General features: G+C 66.4%; 14 protein-coding genes and 1 pseudogene. 6 read left to right on the top strand and 9 right to left on the bottom strand.

Annotated features, from left to right (window positions below; translation table 11 throughout):
- Nucleotides 1-60: 60 nt before the first annotated feature.
- Complete coding sequence (locus ABS361_18415) at nt 61-1,398, bottom strand: extracellular solute-binding protein (protein ID XBY44006.1); 1,338 nt, start codon at nt 1,396-1,398, stop codon at nt 61-63.
- A gap of 310 nt (nt 1,399-1,708) precedes the next feature.
- Here ABS361_18415 and ABS361_18410 point away from each other — a divergent pair, with 310 nt between their 5' ends.
- Complete coding sequence (locus tag ABS361_18410; protein XBY44005.1) at nt 1,709-2,578, top strand: LysR substrate-binding domain-containing protein; 870 nt, start codon at nt 1,709-1,711, stop codon at nt 2,576-2,578.
- 83 nt (nt 2,579-2,661) lie between these two features.
- Here ABS361_18410 and ABS361_18405 read toward each other — a convergent pair whose 3' ends face one another.
- Nucleotides 2,662-3,672, bottom strand: coding sequence for a LysR family transcriptional regulator (locus ABS361_18405; protein XBY44004.1), 1,011 nt, complete (start codon nt 3,670-3,672; stop codon nt 2,662-2,664).
- A 535-nt stretch (nt 3,673-4,207) separates the two neighbouring features.
- On the opposite strand from ABS361_18405, the gene ABS361_18400 reads away from it, so the two are divergent.
- From ABS361_18400 to ABS361_18390, 3 genes are all read left to right on the top strand, one after another.
- Complete coding sequence (locus ABS361_18400; GenBank protein XBY44003.1) at nt 4,208-5,515, top strand: NtaA/DmoA family FMN-dependent monooxygenase; 1,308 nt, start codon at nt 4,208-4,210, stop codon at nt 5,513-5,515.
- An 88-nt stretch (nt 5,516-5,603) separates the two neighbouring features.
- Entirely contained in the window at nt 5,604-6,131 is a 528-nt protein-coding gene (locus tag ABS361_18395) for a flavin reductase family protein (protein XBY44002.1), read from the top strand.
- A gap of 36 nt (nt 6,132-6,167) precedes the next feature.
- Nucleotides 6,168-6,680, top strand: coding sequence for a flavin reductase family protein (locus ABS361_18390; protein ID XBY44001.1), 513 nt, complete (start codon nt 6,168-6,170; stop codon nt 6,678-6,680).
- A 67-nt stretch (nt 6,681-6,747) separates the two neighbouring features.
- Here ABS361_18390 and ABS361_18385 read toward each other — a convergent pair whose 3' ends face one another.
- The 6 genes and pseudogenes from ABS361_18385 to ABS361_18360 all read right to left on the bottom strand — a co-directional run bounded on the left by ABS361_18385 (nt 6,748) and on the right by ABS361_18360 (nt 14,259).
- Nucleotides 6,748-7,464 (bottom strand): amino acid ABC transporter ATP-binding protein, encoded by a 717-nt coding sequence (locus tag ABS361_18385; GenBank protein XBY46941.1) that lies wholly within the window; start codon nt 7,462-7,464, stop codon nt 6,748-6,750.
- Between the two features lie 59 nt (nt 7,465-7,523).
- On the bottom strand, nt 7,524-8,348 hold the full coding sequence (locus ABS361_18380) for an ABC transporter permease subunit (protein XBY44000.1): 825 nt from the start codon (nt 8,346-8,348) through the stop codon (nt 7,524-7,526).
- Nucleotides 8,345-9,043, bottom strand: coding sequence for an ABC transporter permease subunit (locus tag ABS361_18375; protein XBY43999.1), 699 nt, complete (start codon nt 9,041-9,043; stop codon nt 8,345-8,347). The genes ABS361_18380 and ABS361_18375 overlap by 4 nt, the downstream gene beginning before the upstream one ends.
- A gap of 102 nt (nt 9,044-9,145) precedes the next feature.
- Nucleotides 9,146-9,979: a transporter substrate-binding domain-containing protein gene (locus tag ABS361_18370; protein XBY43998.1), complete on the bottom strand. Its 834-nt coding sequence runs from the start codon at nt 9,977-9,979 to the stop codon at nt 9,146-9,148.
- A gap of 288 nt (nt 9,980-10,267) precedes the next feature.
- Nucleotides 10,268-11,581 (bottom strand): NtaA/DmoA family FMN-dependent monooxygenase, encoded by a 1,314-nt coding sequence (locus tag ABS361_18365; GenBank protein ID XBY43997.1) that lies wholly within the window; start codon nt 11,579-11,581, stop codon nt 10,268-10,270.
- A 277-nt stretch (nt 11,582-11,858) separates the two neighbouring features.
- Nucleotides 11,859-14,259: pseudogene (locus ABS361_18360) on the bottom strand (transketolase).
- Nucleotides 14,260-14,372: 113 nt separating this feature from the next.
- On the opposite strand from ABS361_18360, the gene ABS361_18355 reads away from it, so the two are divergent.
- Entirely contained in the window at nt 14,373-14,855 is a 483-nt protein-coding gene (locus ABS361_18355; protein ID XBY43996.1) for an Lrp/AsnC family transcriptional regulator, read from the top strand.
- A gap of 248 nt (nt 14,856-15,103) precedes the next feature.
- Here ABS361_18355 and ABS361_18350 read toward each other — a convergent pair whose 3' ends face one another.
- Nucleotides 15,104-15,346: a hypothetical protein gene (locus ABS361_18350; protein XBY43995.1), complete on the bottom strand. Its 243-nt coding sequence runs from the start codon at nt 15,344-15,346 to the stop codon at nt 15,104-15,106.
- 370 nt (nt 15,347-15,716) lie between these two features.
- Between ABS361_18350 and ABS361_18345 the strand changes: the two genes are divergently transcribed.
- On the top strand, nt 15,717-17,048 hold the full coding sequence (locus tag ABS361_18345; protein ID XBY43994.1) for an extracellular solute-binding protein: 1,332 nt from the start codon (nt 15,717-15,719) through the stop codon (nt 17,046-17,048).
- Nucleotides 17,049-17,057: the final 9 nt, after the last annotated feature.

Here is a 17,057-nt window from a genome sequence, read left to right as displayed (position 1 = left end):
CCGGCCGCACAGGGTTCACGGCCGGGACTTGTCAGAGCTGAAAGCTATCCGGAATGCCGGTCAGGCGACCTTGAAGTCGTTCCAGCGCTGGTTCATGTAGGCCGCCTCGTCCATCAGCGTGTTCCAGCACGAGATGTTGGTGACGCGGTCGATGAAGGAGCCGCCGTCGCGCTTGGTGCCGACGGGTTCCATCGGGACGCCGTAGGGATCCTTGACCACTTCGGGCGACGGCTTGCCCTCGTACCAGTATTCCCACTCGGCCGCGGACATGAACTTCTTGGCGGTGGACGGTACCGGGCTGTAATAGCCGTAGCGGCTGACGAACGCGCCCTGCCAGCCGGAGAGATACCAGTTCAGGTACTCGTAGGCGGCTTCGAGCTTCTTGCCGGTGAGGTGCTTCATCAGGCCCATGCCGTTGCACCAGCCGCGATAGCCTTCCTTGCCGTTCTTGATGTTGACCGGCGCGTAGACGCAGGGGATCTGCTTGACGCGCACCGCCGCGACCGCCGGCGACCACATCGACTGGATCACCACCTCGCCGGCGGCCATCAGGTTCACCGACTGGTCGAAGGTTGTCCAGGTGGCGCGGAAGTGGCCCGACTTCTTCAGTTCGATCAGCTTGTTGATCGTGAAGTCGATCTCGGCCTTGGTCATGTTGCCCTTGTTGCCGTACTTGATCAGCCCGGCGCTCTCCAGGCAGAGCGCGGCGTCCATGATCCCGATCGCGGGCACGTCGAGGATCGCGGCCTTGCCCTTGAACTTCGGATCGATCAGCTCCTTCCACTCGGTCACTTCGTGGCCGACCAGATCGGGGCGATAGCCGATCGAGTCGGCGTTGTAGACCTGCGGAATGTTGGTCAGCCAGTCGGCGACACCGTCATGCAGCTCGGTCGCGTCCTTCTTGGCGATGTAGAGCGCTTCATAGGGCGAGATGCCCTGGCGCGGGATCTTGTGACCGTTCAGTTCGCCCTTGGTGAAGATCGGCAGGAAGTTGTCGAATTCCTTGATCCTCTTGCGCTCGATGCCCTGCAGCACGCCGCGCTTGATCGCGAGCTTGGCCTGCCAGCCCTCGACATCGGCGATGTCGACGGTGTTCGGCTGGGTGATGAAACGGTTGATCGCGGCCGAGGTGTCGAGGTTCTGCATCGTGACCTTGAAGCCGAGATCCTTCGCGGCCTGGTCGCCGATCGCCTGGACGACCGAGTAGCTGACGCCGACGTGGCGCAGTTCGATGTCCTTGATTTCCTGCGCCCAGACGGTCGGGAAGCCGCGGATCGCATCCGAGCCGGCCGCGGCGCCGGCAACAGCGGCCGCGCCCTTCAGAAGAGTACGGCGGTCGAGACCGGCTTTGGTCTTTGCAACGGCACGTTGAGGCGGCGTCTTGTCCGTAGTCGACATAGCATTTCTCCTCGAAGTCCAGTTGAATTGGAGGGAGATCCGCCTTTTCGGGAGCCATGGCAGGGAGATCACCTAGGAAAAAACGCTATGTGCAAAATTTTCTTTTGAAAAATGAGAAGTACAAATTCGATCCATAAGGCCGAATAATGTGCTGAACATCGAGGCAGATCGGTTGTCGTTCCTTGTGCAGTTGCCGTGCGAAGTGGCGGCGTGACCGCCGCCGAGCGGCCTGCCGACCCCTTGCCGGCGTGCTGCACGGAACTTGCTTCGAGCTGACAAAAATCGGCTCGAGCGGCGGACCCTCCCCTCCATGAACCTGATCAGCCTCGATATCCGCGTCCTGCGCTCGCTGCTCGCCGTGATCGAGGCCGGCAGCATCACCGAGGCCGCGCGCCGGCTCGGACGGACGCAGCCGGCGATCACGCTGCAACTGCAGCGGCTCGAGGATGTGATCGGCAAGGCGCTGTTCACGCACGAGGGTCGGCGCATGGCGCTGACGCCGAACGGCGAGACGGTCGTCACCTATGCGCGCTCGATCCTGCGCCTGCACGACGAGTTGCTCGCGCGCATGCTGTCGCCCGACATCCAGGGCGACGTGGTGCTCGGAACGCCCGATCTCTATGCCGCCTTCGTGCTGCCGGAGATCCTGGCGATCTTTCGCAAGGCCTTCCCGCACATCAAGGTCGAGCTCCGCTGCGCCCTGTCGACGCCGCTGGTCGAGATGGTGCAGAACCGCAAGATCGACATCGCGCTGGTCACGCGCATGAACGACTTCACCGGCGGCCAGGTGGTGCGCCGGGAACAGCTGATCTGGATGACCGGCCAGAATTCCGAGGCCCATCTGGAAGACCCGGTGCCGCTGGCGCTGCTGCCGCCCGGCAACATCTATCGCGATCATGCGATCGAGTGTCTGGAGCGGGCCGGCCGGCGCTGGCGCATCGCCTGCGAGAGCGAGAGTGTCGGCGGTCTGCAGGCCGCCGCCTTCTCCGGCATGGCGCTGACGGTTCTCGGCCGCAGCGCGCTGACGCCGGGCATGAAGGAACTGATGCCGGACCAGGGATTTCCGGCGCTGCCGAAGGTCGACTTGCTGCTCTACAAGTCGCAGGGCCCGACCTCGCACGCGGCCCACGCCCTGCACGACTATCTGGCGCATTACCTCGGGCTCGATCAGCCCGACTAGAGCAAGGCCCGATCGGAGTGATTCACTCCGATCGGAAAAGGCTTGCGTTTACAAATAGGCTGGAGCGGCCGGGCGCTCCGGGCTCAGGCGCCCTGCCCGACCGTCAGGGGCGCGACGGTGCCGTCGCGAGGGCCGAACTCCCGCGTCAACGCGGCGACGGCCCGCGCCGCGCGCGGCTCGGCCCGTTCCATGTGCACGTCGATCAGGCAGTCGACGAAGCGGCGCGCGAGCTTGAAGTCGACGGCGGCGGAGCCGGTCACGGCGACCACCGGATTGACCAGCTGGGTGAGGTCGGCGCGCAGAATGCGGAGCCGGCCGGCCTTCTCGAAGGCGAGCGCCATGTGGTCCGGCAGGTAGCCGATGTTGCGCCCGGACAGGATCAGCGCCAGATGCGCGTAGGAGCCGTGTGCCGTATCGCCGCGATGTTCGAAATGGCCGTCGCCGGGTGGATGCAGGAATTCGAGATGGCCGCGATGGCAGTAGGCAGCCGCCTCGATCGTCTCGCGGTCGAGCGTGTCCTCGGCCGCGTCGAACAGCGGATGCCCGACGCCGCAGCAGAGATACACGGTCTCCTCGTAGAGCGGCTCGGTCGAGAGATGCGGAAATCGGTCATAGAGCAGGCCGATCCCGACATTGACCGTGCCGTCGGCGACCGCCGCCATCAGGCGAAAGCCGAGCATCAGTTCCACATGGAACGTGACCTTCGGATAATACTCGCTGAAGCGTTCGATCGCCTCGGCGATCCGCGACCGCGGGCTCTCGATGATGCCGTCCTGGATCGCGAGCGAGATCTCGTATCCGGAACCGTCGTTGACGGCGGTCACCTTCTGGCGAAAGCCCTCCACCGAGGAGAACAGCTCCTTCGCCGCGTGATAGACCAGTTCGCCCTCGTGGTAGAGCTTGAACCCCTTCGGACCGCGCTGGCACAGTCGCGTGCCGAGCCGGATTTCCAGCGTTTTCATGTATTCGCTGAGCATCGACTGCGACAGGTTCAGCGTCGACTGCGCGGCGGCGAAGCTGCCTTCTTCGACGATGGTGCAGAAGCAGCGCAGCAGCTTCAGGTCGATATCGTGGAGCTGTCCGAGACCGGTCATGGATGAACCCCGCTCACCTCCGGTGTCCCGATGCCCGCCTGCGCGCCCGGCGCGGGAACCGCGATCGGTAACGCCTGCCGGGCCTCGTCCACGCACCGCCCGTCCGCGGACCGTGGCAACCCATCACGAAGTGTCCGTGATCTAAGCAAAACTACGCAAGCGGCATGCCAGATCGGCCGACAATGGGCCGAAGGCAGGATCGACGAGGCCCGTCGCAGCCGCCGCGCGATTCGGGCGAGCCGCTGCTACCGCGATGCACCCAAATTCGCGCTGCACTGCGTCAGAAGCGCGCGCCCGGTCTCGGCTGGATCGCAATCGGCCGCGGGCCGTCCCGGCGCGTTCCGTCGATCGTTGCCCATAAAGACGGCCCGAACCGCGCGGCTGCCCAATGTGGCGGCACGGCTGGCACCGATCGGCGCTTCTTTGTTTTCAGATAGTTGCCGCGGCCGGACCGATCCTAGGCTCGGAGTTGTCGGACCGGTCTGTGGAAGGCCGGTCCGGACCGCACCGCCCCCACCGTCGACGAGGAGCCGCCATGACCGCCAAACGCTTCCATCTCGGTTGGTTCATGAACTTCACTCCCGACGAGTGGAACGGGCCGATCGCGGCCGGCGGCCTGCCCTTCGACGGCGGCTTCTACATCGACATGGCGCGCGCCATGGAGCGGGCCTGCTTCGACTACATCATGATCGAGGATACGCTGATGGTCCCCGATGCCTACGGGCATACGCCGGAGGCCTATCTGAAGCACGTCATTATGGCGCCGAAGCACGATCCGGCGCCGCTCGCCGCCCTGCTCGGCGCCTCGACCACCCGTCTCGGCGTGGTCGCCACGCTCTCCACCATGGCCTATCCGCCCTTCATGCTGGCCCGGCTCTGCACGACGCTGGACCATATCTGCAAGGGCCGGTTCGGCTGGAACATCGTCACGTCCGGCGAGGATCTCGCGGCGAAGAACTTCGGCATGGACGCCCTGCCGCCCCGCCACCTGCGCTACGACATGGCCGACGAATATGTCGCGCTGTGCAAGGCGCTCTGGCACTCCTGGGCGCCAGACACGGTGATCCGCGATCATGAGACCGGCACCTACGCCGACTATCGCAAGGTCGCGCCGATCAATTTCGAAGGCCGGTTCTTCAAGTGCCGCGGTCCGCTCAACGTGGCGCCGGGGCCGCAGATCGAGCCGACCTTCGTGCAGGCCGGCGGCTCCCCGCGCGGCCGCAAGTTCGCGGCCGAGACGGCGGATTCGATCATCGCGCCCTCGTCGGGCATCGCTGGCAACAAGGCCTATCGCGACGACGTGCGCGCCAAGGCGATCGAGGCCGGCCGCAATCCTGATGACGTCAAGGTGCTGTTCCTGGCCGCGCCGATCATCGGCGCCACCGAGAAGGAGGCCTGGGAACGCTTCAACGCGATCGCCGAGGCGCCGGGCTATTTCGAGAAGGTGCTGGCGATGATCTCCTCGATCACCGACATCGACTTCTCGCAGTTCGCGCTCGACGAGGAACTGCCGAAACTGACCACCAACGGCGAGCAGGGCTCGCTCGATGCCTTTGCGCAATGGGGCTCGGGCAAGACGCTGCGCCAGCTCTGCCTCGATCAGGTCTCGCGCGGCCTCGACGGCCTGGTCGGTACGCCGAAGCAGGTGGCGAAGCGCATGGCGGAGATCGCCGAGGCCGTCGGCGGCGACGGCTTCCTGATCACGCGGCCGAACACGACGCTGATCAGCCGGCAGTACATCAACGACATCTGCGAGGGGCTGGTCCCCGAGCTGCAGCGGCTCGGTGTTGTGCGCACCGAATACACCAAGTCGAGCCTGCGCGAGACCTTGCGCGAGTTCTGAGCCCGGATTGAAGCCCGAACGGACCGCGGGCCGTGGTCCAACGCCGCGCTGCTCGAGCGCCGCATCCGAAGTCGAAGGAGACGTTGCCATGACCCTTGCGACCCGACTGGACAGCACCCCCGGCAGCCTGCCGTTTCCGACCGTCGACAAACAGGCATTTCGGAACGGCATGGCGCGGCTCGCCGCCGCGGTGAACATCATCACGAGCCGCGGTCCGGAAGGCTGGTGCGGCTTCACCGCCTCGGCGGTCACCAGCGTGACCGACAGTCCGGCGACCCTGCTCGTCTGCATCAATCGCGGCACGCAGTCCTATCTGCCGATCGTCAATTCTGGCCTCCTGTGCGTGAACACGACCGCGGCGGTCCACGAGGATCTGGCGATGCGGTTCTCCGGCGGCGTCAAGGACATGGCGGCGCGCTTCGAGGGTGCGGTCTGGATCGAGGGCGAGACGCGCGTGCCGCGCCTCGCCGATGCGGCGGTCGCCTTCGAATGCCGGCTGACCCAGGTCGTCGCGGTCGGCAGCCACGACGTGCTGATCTGCGAGGTCGTCGCGGTGCACGAGGGCGAGGAAGACTCGAGCCTCGTCTATGTCGGACGCAAGTTCCGCTCGCTCTGACGGCGTCCCTTCTCCGTATTTCGACAAGAGGTTCCCATGACCGAGGCGACCCCTCCGGCGATCGACGCCAAGACCTTCTGGAAGACGCTGGGCGAACGCGCCACCGGCATGACCGTCGTGACGGCGGCCGGATCGGACGGTCCGGCCGGGTTCCTCGGCCTGTCGGCCGCGCATGTCGCCGCCGATCCGCCGACCATGCTCGTGTCGATCGACAAGAAGACCAGCGCGCTCGCCGCCGTGGTCGAAAGCGGCGCCTTCGCGGTCAATTTCCTTCCCGCGACTGCGACCCACGTTGCCGACGCGTTCTCGGGAAAGACCGGCCTGTCGGGCGCGGATCGCTTCGTCGCCGGCGAGTGGGAGACGCTCGCGACCGGCGCGCCGGTCTTCGCCGCCGCGCTCGGCACCTTCGACTGCAAGGTCGCTCAGATTGTGCCGTATGGCGACATCTCGATCGTGATCGGCACAGTGGTCGGCGCCAAGGCGGCCGGCACGGGCGATCCGATGGTGTTCTTTCGCGGCAAGGTCAGGACGGATTTTCCGGCCGGGTGAGCGGACCGGATTCGTTTCTGGCCTAACGTGGGAGGCGGCGTCGCAGCGCGGCGCCGCCTTTGCTGCGTCAATGCAGGATCTGGTCGAGGAACGTCCTCAGCCGCTCGCTCTTCGGCGCCTCGAAGAAGGCCTCCGCCGTGGCTTCTTCCACCAGCTCGCCGCGATCCATGAACACGCAGCGATTGGCGACGCGACGCGCAAAACCCATTTCGTGGGTCACGCAGATCATCGTGGTGCCGTCGCCGGCGAGATCCTCCATCACCTGCAGCACTTCCTTGATCATCTCCGGGTCGAGCGCCGACGTCGGTTCGTCGAACAGGAGGATCGGCGGCTCCATGCAGAGCGCGCGCGCGATCGCGACCCGCTGCTGCTGGCCGCCGGAGAGCTGGCTCGGATACTTGGCCGCCTGCGCGCCGACATGGACGCGGTCGAGATAGCGCCGCGCCACCGCCTCGGCCGCGCCGATCGACATCTTGCGCGTCAGCCGCGGCGCCAGCATGCAGTTCTCGAGCACCGTCAGGTGCGGGAACAGGTTGAACTGCTGGAACACGAAGCCGACCGACAGGCGAACGTCCTGGGTACTGATCGCCGAGCCGTTCACCTCGATGCCGTTGACGACGATGCGCCCGGCATCGTGCGGTTCCAGCCGGTTGATGCAGCGGATCAGCGTCGACTTGCCCGAACCCGAGGGGCCGCAGACCACGATCTTCTCGCCGCGCGCGACGGTGAGGTCGATCTGGTTCAGCGCCTTGAACGAGCCGTACCACTTGTCGACCGCGGTCATCTCGACCGCGATCGGCCGGGCTTCGCTGCGCGGAGGGGCGATCGGCAGGGTCTGAACGGTCACGGCACCTGTTCCTTCTGTAGCTGGGCGGCGGGCGCGGTGGTGCTGATCGTCGGCGCGGGTGCGGGGCTGGAGTGGACCGTACGGCCGGCCGGTGCCACGCTGGTGGGCTCGGCCACCGGCCCGGTGCGGACCAGATGGCGCGCCAGGCGCCGGTCGACCCGTTCGAATGCGATGCGGATCACGTTGACCAGCGCCCAGTAGAAGAAGGCCGCCGTCAGCATCGGCGTGAACGGGTCGTAGGTCTCCTCGAACAACCCGTTGGCGACGGCGGTGAGGTCGGTCACCGTGATGACGCCGACCACCGCCGTGCCCTTGATGAACATGATGATTTCGTTGAGGTAGGCCTTGAGCCCGTAGCGGATCGCCAGCGGCCCGCTGATATGGACCAGCGTCTCGCGCGGGGTCAGCCCGAGCGCCGAGGCCGCCTCGACCAGACCCGCCGGCACTGCCTGCAGGCTGCCGCGGATCACCTCGACCATGAAGGCGGCATGGTTGAAGGTGAGCCCGATCACCGCGCAGGCGAAGGCGTTGCCGAACACGAGCCAGAGCGGCCCGTTGCGGATCGCCTCGACTTGTCCGAAGCCGTAGTAGACGAAATAGAGCAGGATCAGGAGCGGCGCGCCGCGGAAGAACACCACGAACGCCGCCGCCGGGATGTTCGCGATCGGGTTGCGCGACATCCGCGCCACGCTGACCGGGATCGCGAGCAGGAGCCCGGTCACCAGCACGATCAGCACGAGGGCGATCGTCGTCGCGAGCCCCCCGAACATGGCCGGCAGGCTGCGCCAGGCGAGCGCGAGGTCGATCGGCAGGGCGCTCATGACTTCACCTCCGCCATGCCGCTTGCGAGCCGCATCTCGAGCCGGCGGGTCGCCGCGAGCGAGACCCAGCTGAAGGCGATGAAGAACAGGGATGCGATCACGAAGAACACGAACGGCTCCTTGGTGGCGCCGGCGGCGAGCTTCGAATGCGCGACGATGTCGTTGAGCCCGGCGAGCGACACGAGCGGCGTGTCCTTCAGCATGACCAGCCAGACGTTGATGAGCCCCGGCAGCGCCAGACGCGCGAGCTGCGGCAGGATCACATAGATCCAGGCGTGGCGCGGCCGGATCGCCAGCGCGGCGGCGGCCTCGAACTGGCCGCGCGGCAGGTTCTGGACCGCGCCATGCACGAGATCCGCGACATAGGCCGCATAGACGATGGTGAGCGACACGAGCCCGGCGCCGAACGGCGTCACCTCGAATGGCTTTGCCCGGCCGAACAGCGCGGTCATCATCGCGCTGCCGCCGTAGTAGACGAGGAAGATCACCAGGAGCGACGGCACACCGGTGAAAATCGAGGCGTAGGTCTTCCAGAGCGCGCGCACGACGGGGTTGCGCGTCTGCGTCACGATGCCGATCAGGGTGCCGAAGAGCAAAGCCAGCGCGAAGCTCGCCGCGAACAGCTCGATCGTGATCAGCGCGCCGCCGGCCATCTGGCGCATGTATCCGGCGAATTGTTCCGAACTGAGCGCCATCGGTCTCTCCCCGGATGGAGGTCGCGCCGGAAGGCGAGCGGACCCGACCCGTGCCCGCGCCGCCCGCAAACGACGGCGCCGGAGCGCCGTCGTGCGGAAACCTCACTTCACGCAATGCGCCTCGGCGGGCAGCGTGGTGATGTCGAGGTACTTCTTGCGGATGGTGGTGTAGGTGCAGTCCTTGATCATCTCGGTCAGGGCCGCGTCCATGCGCTTCAGCAGCGCCTCGTCACCCTTCTTGACCACCCAGCTGTAGCCGCGCTCGGCCTCCGGCACGCTCGGATCGCCGGTCCAGTGGTCGCCGCCGTCGAGCTTCCAGTCCTTGCCTTCCGGCTTGGAGATCAGCTCGAGCGTCCAGTTGATCTTCGAGTCGAACACCGCGTTGATGCGGCCGGCCAGGAGGTCGAGCTTCATCTGGTCAGGGTTGTCGTAGAAGACATAGGCGACGCTGTCGCCGAGCATGGCCTCGGAATACTTCACCATCGAGGAACCGCGCTGCACGCCGAGCTTGATGCCCTTGCCGGCGAGGCCGGCCTTGGTGAAGGTGTAGCTGCTCGACTTCGGCACGACGAAGGTGCCGGGATTGAGGAACAGCGGGATGCCGAAAGCGAGCTTCTCCTTGCGTTCCGGCGTCGGCGACAGCTGCGTGGTGATGCCGTCGAACTTGCCCTGCAGCAGCGACGGGATCAGCGCCTTGAAGTCCATGGCGACGACTTCGCACTCGACCTTCATGCGCTTGCACATCTCGCGCGCCAGATCCGGCTCGACGCCGGTCAGCTTGCCGTCGCTCGACAGGATGCTGAACGGCGGATAGACGCCCTCGTTGCCGAACTTGAGCGTCTCGGCCATGGCCCCGCCGGTGCCGAGGAGCGAGAAGGCGATCAGGGTCCGGCGGATCGCGGCGCCGGTACGACGGAAGGGGAACGCGTCTTTCATGGTCGATTATCCTCGCGTTTCGGACGTCGGGACCCGACCGGCCATCTCTCGAGAAGAAGAAACGGCCGGACGCCATGTCCAAGCACACATGAATTAGGTAAGTGATTTCCCTAGCGGTCAAGATTATTTCTGATTAAAAACCAAGTGATGATGTCTATATTTTCGGCAGTGCAGCATAAGTTTAAAAATAACAAAGCCGCGCCGCTTCGTGTCTCGATTGGAGACCGAAGAGGTGCGGCTAGTGATCTTTATTAAGCGCGGTCGAGGCGGTTGCCTGGACCTGACACCTCAGAATTCGAGCAGGTTGTCGCGCAGTTGTTCATGGGCATAGGCGCGGCGGACGAGATCGCGTTGCTGCAGCTCCGGGATCAGCCCGTCGGTGATGGTCGCGACCGAGCGGCGGCTGACGTCCGGCAGGGCGATCAGGAAACCGTCGCCGCCGACGGCCTGCATGCACTCGTCGAGCTGGTCGGCGATGCTTGCCGGCGTACCGACCAGCGACAGGCCGTAGCCGCTGGTCGAGTGGTCGACGATCGCCTCGCGCAGCGTGCTCTTGCCTGCCTTGCGCAGGAACTGCGCGAGGCTGAACTGGTGTCCGTTGGTGGAAAGCTCGCCGACCGGCTGGTCGAGGTCGAAGCCGGAGAAGTCGATGTTGGTGCTCCAGCCGAGCTGGGCGAGCCGCACATCGAGGTTCGACGCGGCTTCCGCGACACGGCGGGCCTGGATCTCGTCGGCCTCCGACTGCGTCCAGCCGACCACCGGGGAGATCAGGAACAGGATCTTGCAGGTGTCCGGATCGCGGCCGTACTTGGTCATCAGCGCGCGGATCTCGTCGCGATAGGCCTTCATCGCATCGACGCCCTTGGCCGAGCAGACGATCGTGTCGGCGTAGCGGGCCGCGAAGTCCTTGCCCTTGGCCGAGCCGCCGGCCTGCGCGATCACCGGCTGGCCCTGCGGGCAGGGCCCGGAGTTGAGCGGTCCGCGCGAGGAATAGTACTGCCCCTTGAAGTCGATCTGGTGGACCTTGGTGTGGTCGATCAGCACGCCCGACTTGCGGTCGGCGACGATCGCGCCGGGCTCCCACGAGCCCCAGAGCTGCTTGCAGATCTGGATGTACTCGTCGGCCATCTCGTAGCGATGGTCATGCTCGGGCAGCTGGTCGAGGCCGAAGTTCTGGCCGGACAGATCGGACGAGCCGGTCACCATGTTGTAGCCGGCGCGGCCGCCGGAGACCTGATCGAGCGAGCCGATGATGCGGGCGGTCAGGTAGGGGTGATAGGCGAAGGTCGACAGCGTCGGCACGATGCCGAGCCGGGTCGTCGCCGCCGCCATCAGCGTCGCGACGACCGAGGGCTCCTGCCGCGGCACCGACATGCCGTTGGTCAGGAAGATCTCGCGCGAGTTCTTCCAGTTCTGGCCGATATAGATCGAATCTTCGACCAGGATGTAGTCCATGCAGGCTCGCTCCATCGCCCTGACGAGGTCGAGGAACATGGTCGGGTTCATCCACTGCTCGGAGATGTTGCCGGTCCAGGGCGCGCCCCAGGCCTGAATGCTCGACCCTTGGAGAAACCAGGAAAGATGGAAGCGGTTGGCGGGCATCGACGTCTCCGGTCCTGACACGAAGCCGGCGGTCGCGGCCCGCACGTCGGCGGCGACACGGCTCGGCTCCAGGAGCCTAGAAGGCGGAGACGGCGGCTGAACATTCCGAAGAGGCGAGCCGAGTTTCGGGGTTCGGCCTGCTCATTTCATGGGCGCGATCGGGCGTTCCTGGCGCAAATGGCGGCCATGTGCCCCGGGGACGAACAAAGAAAGGAGGCGTCGCCGCGACCGGCGGCGACGCCTCGTTCAAGGGAGCGGGCTCGGCGATCGCCGCGGCTCACGCCGCCGCGTAGCGGATCGGCCGGCCGCCGGTCAGGCCGCGCGCCGCGCGCATGATGCCGTCGGCATCGATGCCGTAGTGGCGGTAGAGATCGGCGATCGTGCCGGTCTGGCCGAAGTGCTCGACGCCGAGCGAGCGCGTGCGATGGCCGGCGACCGAGCCGAGCCAGGCGAGCGTCGCCGGATGGCCGTCGACGACCGTGACGAGGCCGCAATGGCGCGGCAGGCCGGCGAACAGGCGTTCGATGTGGCTCTCGGCATGGGCGAGCCCGTCCTCGCGGGCGCGCTGCGCCGCGGTCCAGCCGGCGTTGAGCCGGTCGGCCGAGGTGATCGCGAGCAGGCCGACGTCGCGCCGGTCCTCGGCCATCAGCCCGACCGCCTCGATCGCTTCGGGAGCAACGGCGCCGGTATAGGCGATGACGACCTCGGCATTCGGACCGGGTTCGCGCATCCAATAGGCGCCGTCGATGATGTCACGCTTCGAGCGCGGGCGTCATGGTCCGGAGCGGCTGTTCGACCGGCCGGGTCGACAGGCGCAGGTAGACCGAGCCGCCGGTCGCATCGCGCAGCCAGGTGCGCGCGTCCGGCTCGGCCGCCCCGTCGCGCTGCATGTAGTCGAAGCCGAAGCGCATCATCACGGCGAGTTCGTCGACGAAGGCCGGTTCGAAGGCGCAGAGCCCGTCCTGCGCCATGCCGACCAACGGCGTCGCGATCGACTGGTGCGCGCCGCCCTCCGGCGCCAGCGTCACGCCCGAGGGCGTGGCGACCAGCATGAAGCGGGCGTCCTGATAGCAGGCATAGTTGAGCTGATCGGCGGCGCGCAGGATGAACGGGTCGTAGACCGTGCCGATCGGCAGGAGCCGCGCGCCGTCGATCGACGCCGACAGGCCGAAGGCCGACAGGGCGATGAACAGGTTCGATTCCGCGATGCCGAGTTCCAGATGCTGTCCCGACGGCGAGAACTCCCAGGCGTAGGTCGAGGGAATCCGCTCGGCCTTGAACGTGTCGGCCATCGTCTCGCGGGCGAACAGGCCGCGCCGGTTCACCCAGGCCCCGAGGTTGGTCGAGACGGTGACGTCCGGCGCCATGGTCACGATGCGCGCGGCGAGATCGGAGGTGTCGCGCGCGATCTCGTTGAGGATCTGGCCGAAGCCGGTCTGCGTCGCGACCGGCTTGCCGCCAGGAGCGGGGCAGGGCAGGGCCGCCGGCACGGCGACGCGGGCCGCGGCGAGCCGGCGCCGGCCCTTCGCGAAGAACGGCGCGGTGTCGACGAAGCGCTGCAACTCGGCCGCCGGCAGGGTCGCGCCCTCCCACTTGTCCCACTCATGGCCGGTGCGCACGCCGAGTGCTTGGCGCAGCGTTTCGACCTGTGTCGGCGTCATCAGGCCGGCATGGTTGTCCTTGTGGCCGGCGAGCGGCAGGCCAAAGCCTTTGATCGTGTAGCAGATGAACAGCGTCGGCCGGTCGTGGGTCGCGGCGGCGGCGAAGGCGTCGAGCAGCGACGGCAGATCGTGGCCGCCGAGATTGCCCATCAGCGCGGCGAGTTCGGCGTCCGAGCGACGCTCGATCAGCGCGGTCACCGGGCCCTGGTCGCCGATATCGTCGAGCAGGCGCTTGCGGAACGCCGCGCCGCCCTGGAACACTAGCGCCGAATAGAGCTGGTTCGGGCATTCATCGATCCAGCGCTTCAGCGCCGCGCCGCCGGCTTCAGCGAAGGCGGCCTCCTGCAGGCGGCCGTACTTCACGATCACCACGTCCCAGCCGAAGCCGGCGAACATCTTCTCGAACCGCTCCCACAGACCCTCGCGCACGACCGCATCGAGGCTCTGGCGATTGTAGTCCACCACCCACCAGCAATTGCGCAGGCCGTGCTTCCAGCCCTCGATCAACGCCTCGTAGATGTTGCCCTCGTCCATCTCGGCGTCGCCGACGAGCGCGACCATGCGGCCCTCCGGCCGGTCGCCGCCGAGACCGTGGGCGCGGACATAGTCCTGCACCAGCGAGGAAAACAGCGTCTGCGCCACGCCGAGGCCGACCGAGCCGGTCGAGAAGTCGACGTCGTCGACGTCCTTGGTGCGCGAGGGATAGCTCTGTGCGCCCTTGTAGCCGCGGAAATTCCGCAGCTTTTCCAGCGTCTGGTTGCCGGCGAGATACTGCAGCGCATGGAAGATCGGCGAGGCATGCGGCTTCACCGCGACACGGTCCTCCGGCTTCAGCGTGCCGAGGTAGAGCGCGGTCATGATCGTCGCCATCGATGCTGACGAGGCCTGATGGCCGCCGACCTTCACCTCGCCGCCCGCGCGCAGATGGTTGGCGTTGTGGATGGTCCAGGATGCGAGCCAGAGCGCGCGGCGCTCGATTTCGGCGAGATAGGGCAGGCGGGGATCGGCAGCGCTCATCGGTGCACCTCGGCGGTTTCGGCGAGATTAGCCGGGGAACCACGCATCTTGTTGCCATTCTTGCCGCGTGAAGCGATTTATCGTGGCAGGAAATCGCGTGAAGGAGCCCATCCGTGGCAAATGACGCCAATATCGCGCTCGATCGCATCGACCGCCGCATCCTGTCCGAATTGCAGAAGGACGGCCGCCTGACCATCACCGAGCTCGCCGGCCGGGTCGGTCTGTCGCCGTCGCCGTGCCTGCGGCGCGTCAAGCTGCTCGAAGAGCGCGGCATCATTTCGGGCTATGTCGCGGTGGTCGACCAGAACCGGGTCGGGCTCGAGGTCAACGTCTTCGCCTCGGTGCGGCTGGAGCGGCAGCGCGAGGAGGAGCTCGAGCGGTTCAATGCCGCGGTCGCGACCTGGCCGGAGGTGATGGAGTGCTACCTGATGACCGGCACGCGCGACTACCTGATGCGCATCGTGGTCGGCAGCCTCGGCGAATACGAGCGCTTCATCAAGGAGAAGATGTCGCGGCTGACCGGCGTCGCCTCGATCGAGTCGAGCTTCGCGCTGAGCCGGGTCAAGCACACGATGGTCGTGCCGGTCCCGGAGTGAGCGGGCCTGGCGATGGTCGGCTCGGAGATGGCCGAGACGTCGCGCCGGCGTCGGTCATGCGTCCGAACGGCGCGCTCCGGCGCTGAACGTGACGCCCCTGCCTGGTCGACAAACGCGAACGGCGCCCGAACGGGCGCCGTCTTGCTTTGTCTCGCGGGAGGGCCGGAACGGCCGGATCGGGGGCGGATGCCGCGCCGCCCGGGCCGTCCCACGGGAGATGTCGAGCGGCGAGCCGCCCGTATGCGCGTTCAGTGGTTCGGGTTCTGGCGGCCCGCGACGACCTGCAGGCGCAGCGCGTCGGCCTCGGAGAGACCGGCCGGACGGGTCGTGGTGGCGGCCTGACGGCCTTCGATGACGGTCGCGGCGACGGGGGCGCCGTTCAGCGCGCGGTAGAAGGCGGCGCGGTCGGCATCGGTGGCGACGTCGGCGAAGGCGGTGGTGGCCGAAGCGGCGAAGGCGACGACGGCGATGGTGGTGCGAACGAAGGTCATGGCTCAATCTCCTTGTTGAGACAGTCGCTTGCGGCGATCTCGTCGCCGTCTCGCGCTGTGGTGAGGTGAATATGCTCTCGACCCGCCGCGCCCAGAAGTCCAGAAATCGCGAACTGTTTGGCATCCATTTGTTGAACAATAAAAGGCAATATTCCGACATTGTTCGTTAATTGTGGATTTCGATCTGGGCTGCCGATCCGACCGCGTCCGAGGGCGGCGTTGGCATCGATCGGCGGTTCCGACGCGAGGATCCGTAGCCGTCACAGGAGTGTCACGCGACCGTGGCGGAACCGTCATGTCACCCGACTATGGGTCGCGCAGACCCGGCCCGGAGCCGGGCCAACCCTCATGACACGAGGACCGCCGACCCATGAAACGGACCCTTTTCGCCGCCACTGCGGCTCTCATGCTCGGTGCGGGCGCGGCCAACGCCGCCGACCGCATCAAGATCGAAATGTGGCAGGGCCTGACCGGCGACCTCGGCGACGCCGTCACCGAGGTCTGCCAGCGCTTCAACGCCTCGCAGGACCAGTATGAGATCGCCTGCCCGTCGCAGGGGTCCTATGACGCGGCCGTGCAGAACGCCATCGCCGCGTTCCGCGCCAAGAAGCAGCCGACCATCGTGCAGGTGTTCGACGCCGGCACCCTCGACCTGATGCTCTCGGGCGCCTTCGTGCCCGCCAAGAGCCTGATGGAAGACGCCGGCTACAAGATCGCCTGGAACGACTATTTCCCGGGCATCGCCAACTATTACGCCAACTCGAAGAACGAGCTCTACTCGTTCCCCTTCAACTCCTCGACCGCGCTCCTCTATTGGAACAAGGCTGCCTTCGCCAAGATCGGCAAGACCGAGGCACCGAAGACCTGGGAAGAGGTCGAGGCCGCTTCGAAGGCGATGAAGGCGCAGGGCGTCGAGTGCTCGATGGCGCTCAACTACGACACGTGGACGCTGCTCGAACAGTTCTCCGCGATCCACAACCAGCCGATCGCGACCAAGAACAACGGCTATGACAGCCTGTCGGCCGAGCTCGTGGTCAACAAGACCAAGTTCGTCGACTACATCAAGTTCCTGAAGAAGGGCCTCGACGAGGGCCTCTACAAGATCAAGCTGCCGGAGACCGGTGCCAACATCATCCAGGCCTTCACCTCGGGCGAATGCCAGATGATGATGACCTCGGTCGGCGACCACGGCACCGTTACCAAGACCGCCAAACCGGGCCTCGAGTGGGGCGTGGCGATGCTGCCGGTGTTCGAAGGCACCGAGCGCAAGAACAGCCTCGTCGGCGGCGCCTCGCTCTGGGTGCTGCAGGGCAAGTCGAAGGACGAGTACAAGGCCGCGGCCGCGTTCTTCAACTTCATCGCCAAGCCGGAATCGGCCGAATTCTGGTCGACCCGCACCGGCTACATCCCGGTGACGAAGACCGGCTTCGATTACATGAAGTCGAAGGGCTTCTACGACCAGCCGCAGTACAAGGGCCGCGAGCTCGCGCTCGCCTCGCTGACCGCCTCGGAGGTCGTTCCGAACTCGCGCGGCATCCGCCTCGGCGGCTTCATCCAGATCCGCAAGGAATTCCGCGACGCCCTGACCGACATCTTCGCCGGCAAGGTCGCGGTCCAGGCCGGCCTCGATGCCGCGACCGAGCGCTCGAACGTCATCCTGCGCCGCTTCGAGAAGACCTACCAGGGCAAGGAACTGCCGTGATCGGCGGTT

This window comes from Ancalomicrobiaceae bacterium S20 (assembly GCA_040269895.1).
GTDB classification, from domain to species: Bacteria; Pseudomonadota; Alphaproteobacteria; order Rhizobiales; family Ancalomicrobiaceae; genus Methyloraptor; species Methyloraptor flagellatus.
Note: the sequence above shows the minus strand (reverse complement) of the source record. Positions and strands in the feature narration are given on the sequence as shown.

Excerpts from the sequence above, each read along its gene's own strand:
- ABS361_18415 (XBY44006.1), bottom strand. The coding sequence starts at position 1,398 with ATGTCGACTACGGACAAGACGCCGCCTCAACGTGCCGTTGCAAAGACC.
- ABS361_18410 (XBY44005.1), top strand. The coding sequence starts at position 1,709 with ATGAACCTGATCAGCCTCGATATCCGCGTCCTGCGCTCGCTGCTCGCC.
- ABS361_18405 (XBY44004.1), bottom strand. The coding sequence starts at position 3,672 with ATGACCGGTCTCGGACAGCTCCACGATATCGACCTGAAGCTGCTGCGC.
- ABS361_18400 (XBY44003.1), top strand. The coding sequence starts at position 4,208 with ATGACCGCCAAACGCTTCCATCTCGGTTGGTTCATGAACTTCACTCCC.
- ABS361_18395 (XBY44002.1), top strand. The coding sequence starts at position 5,604 with ATGACCCTTGCGACCCGACTGGACAGCACCCCCGGCAGCCTGCCGTTT.
- ABS361_18390 (XBY44001.1), top strand. The coding sequence starts at position 6,168 with ATGACCGAGGCGACCCCTCCGGCGATCGACGCCAAGACCTTCTGGAAG.
- ABS361_18385 (XBY46941.1), bottom strand. The coding sequence starts at position 7,464 with ATGACCGCGGTCGACAAGTGGTACGGCTCGTTCAAGGCGCTGAACCAG.
- ABS361_18380 (XBY44000.1), bottom strand. The coding sequence starts at position 8,348 with ATGAGCGCCCTGCCGATCGACCTCGCGCTCGCCTGGCGCAGCCTGCCG.
- ABS361_18375 (XBY43999.1), bottom strand. The coding sequence starts at position 9,043 with ATGGCGCTCAGTTCGGAACAATTCGCCGGATACATGCGCCAGATGGCC.
- ABS361_18370 (XBY43998.1), bottom strand. The coding sequence starts at position 9,979 with ATGAAAGACGCGTTCCCCTTCCGTCGTACCGGCGCCGCGATCCGCCGG.
- ABS361_18365 (XBY43997.1), bottom strand. The coding sequence starts at position 11,581 with ATGCCCGCCAACCGCTTCCATCTTTCCTGGTTTCTCCAAGGGTCGAGC.
- ABS361_18350 (XBY43995.1), bottom strand. The coding sequence starts at position 15,346 with ATGACCTTCGTTCGCACCACCATCGCCGTCGTCGCCTTCGCCGCTTCG.
- ABS361_18345 (XBY43994.1), top strand. The coding sequence starts at position 15,717 with ATGAAACGGACCCTTTTCGCCGCCACTGCGGCTCTCATGCTCGGTGCG.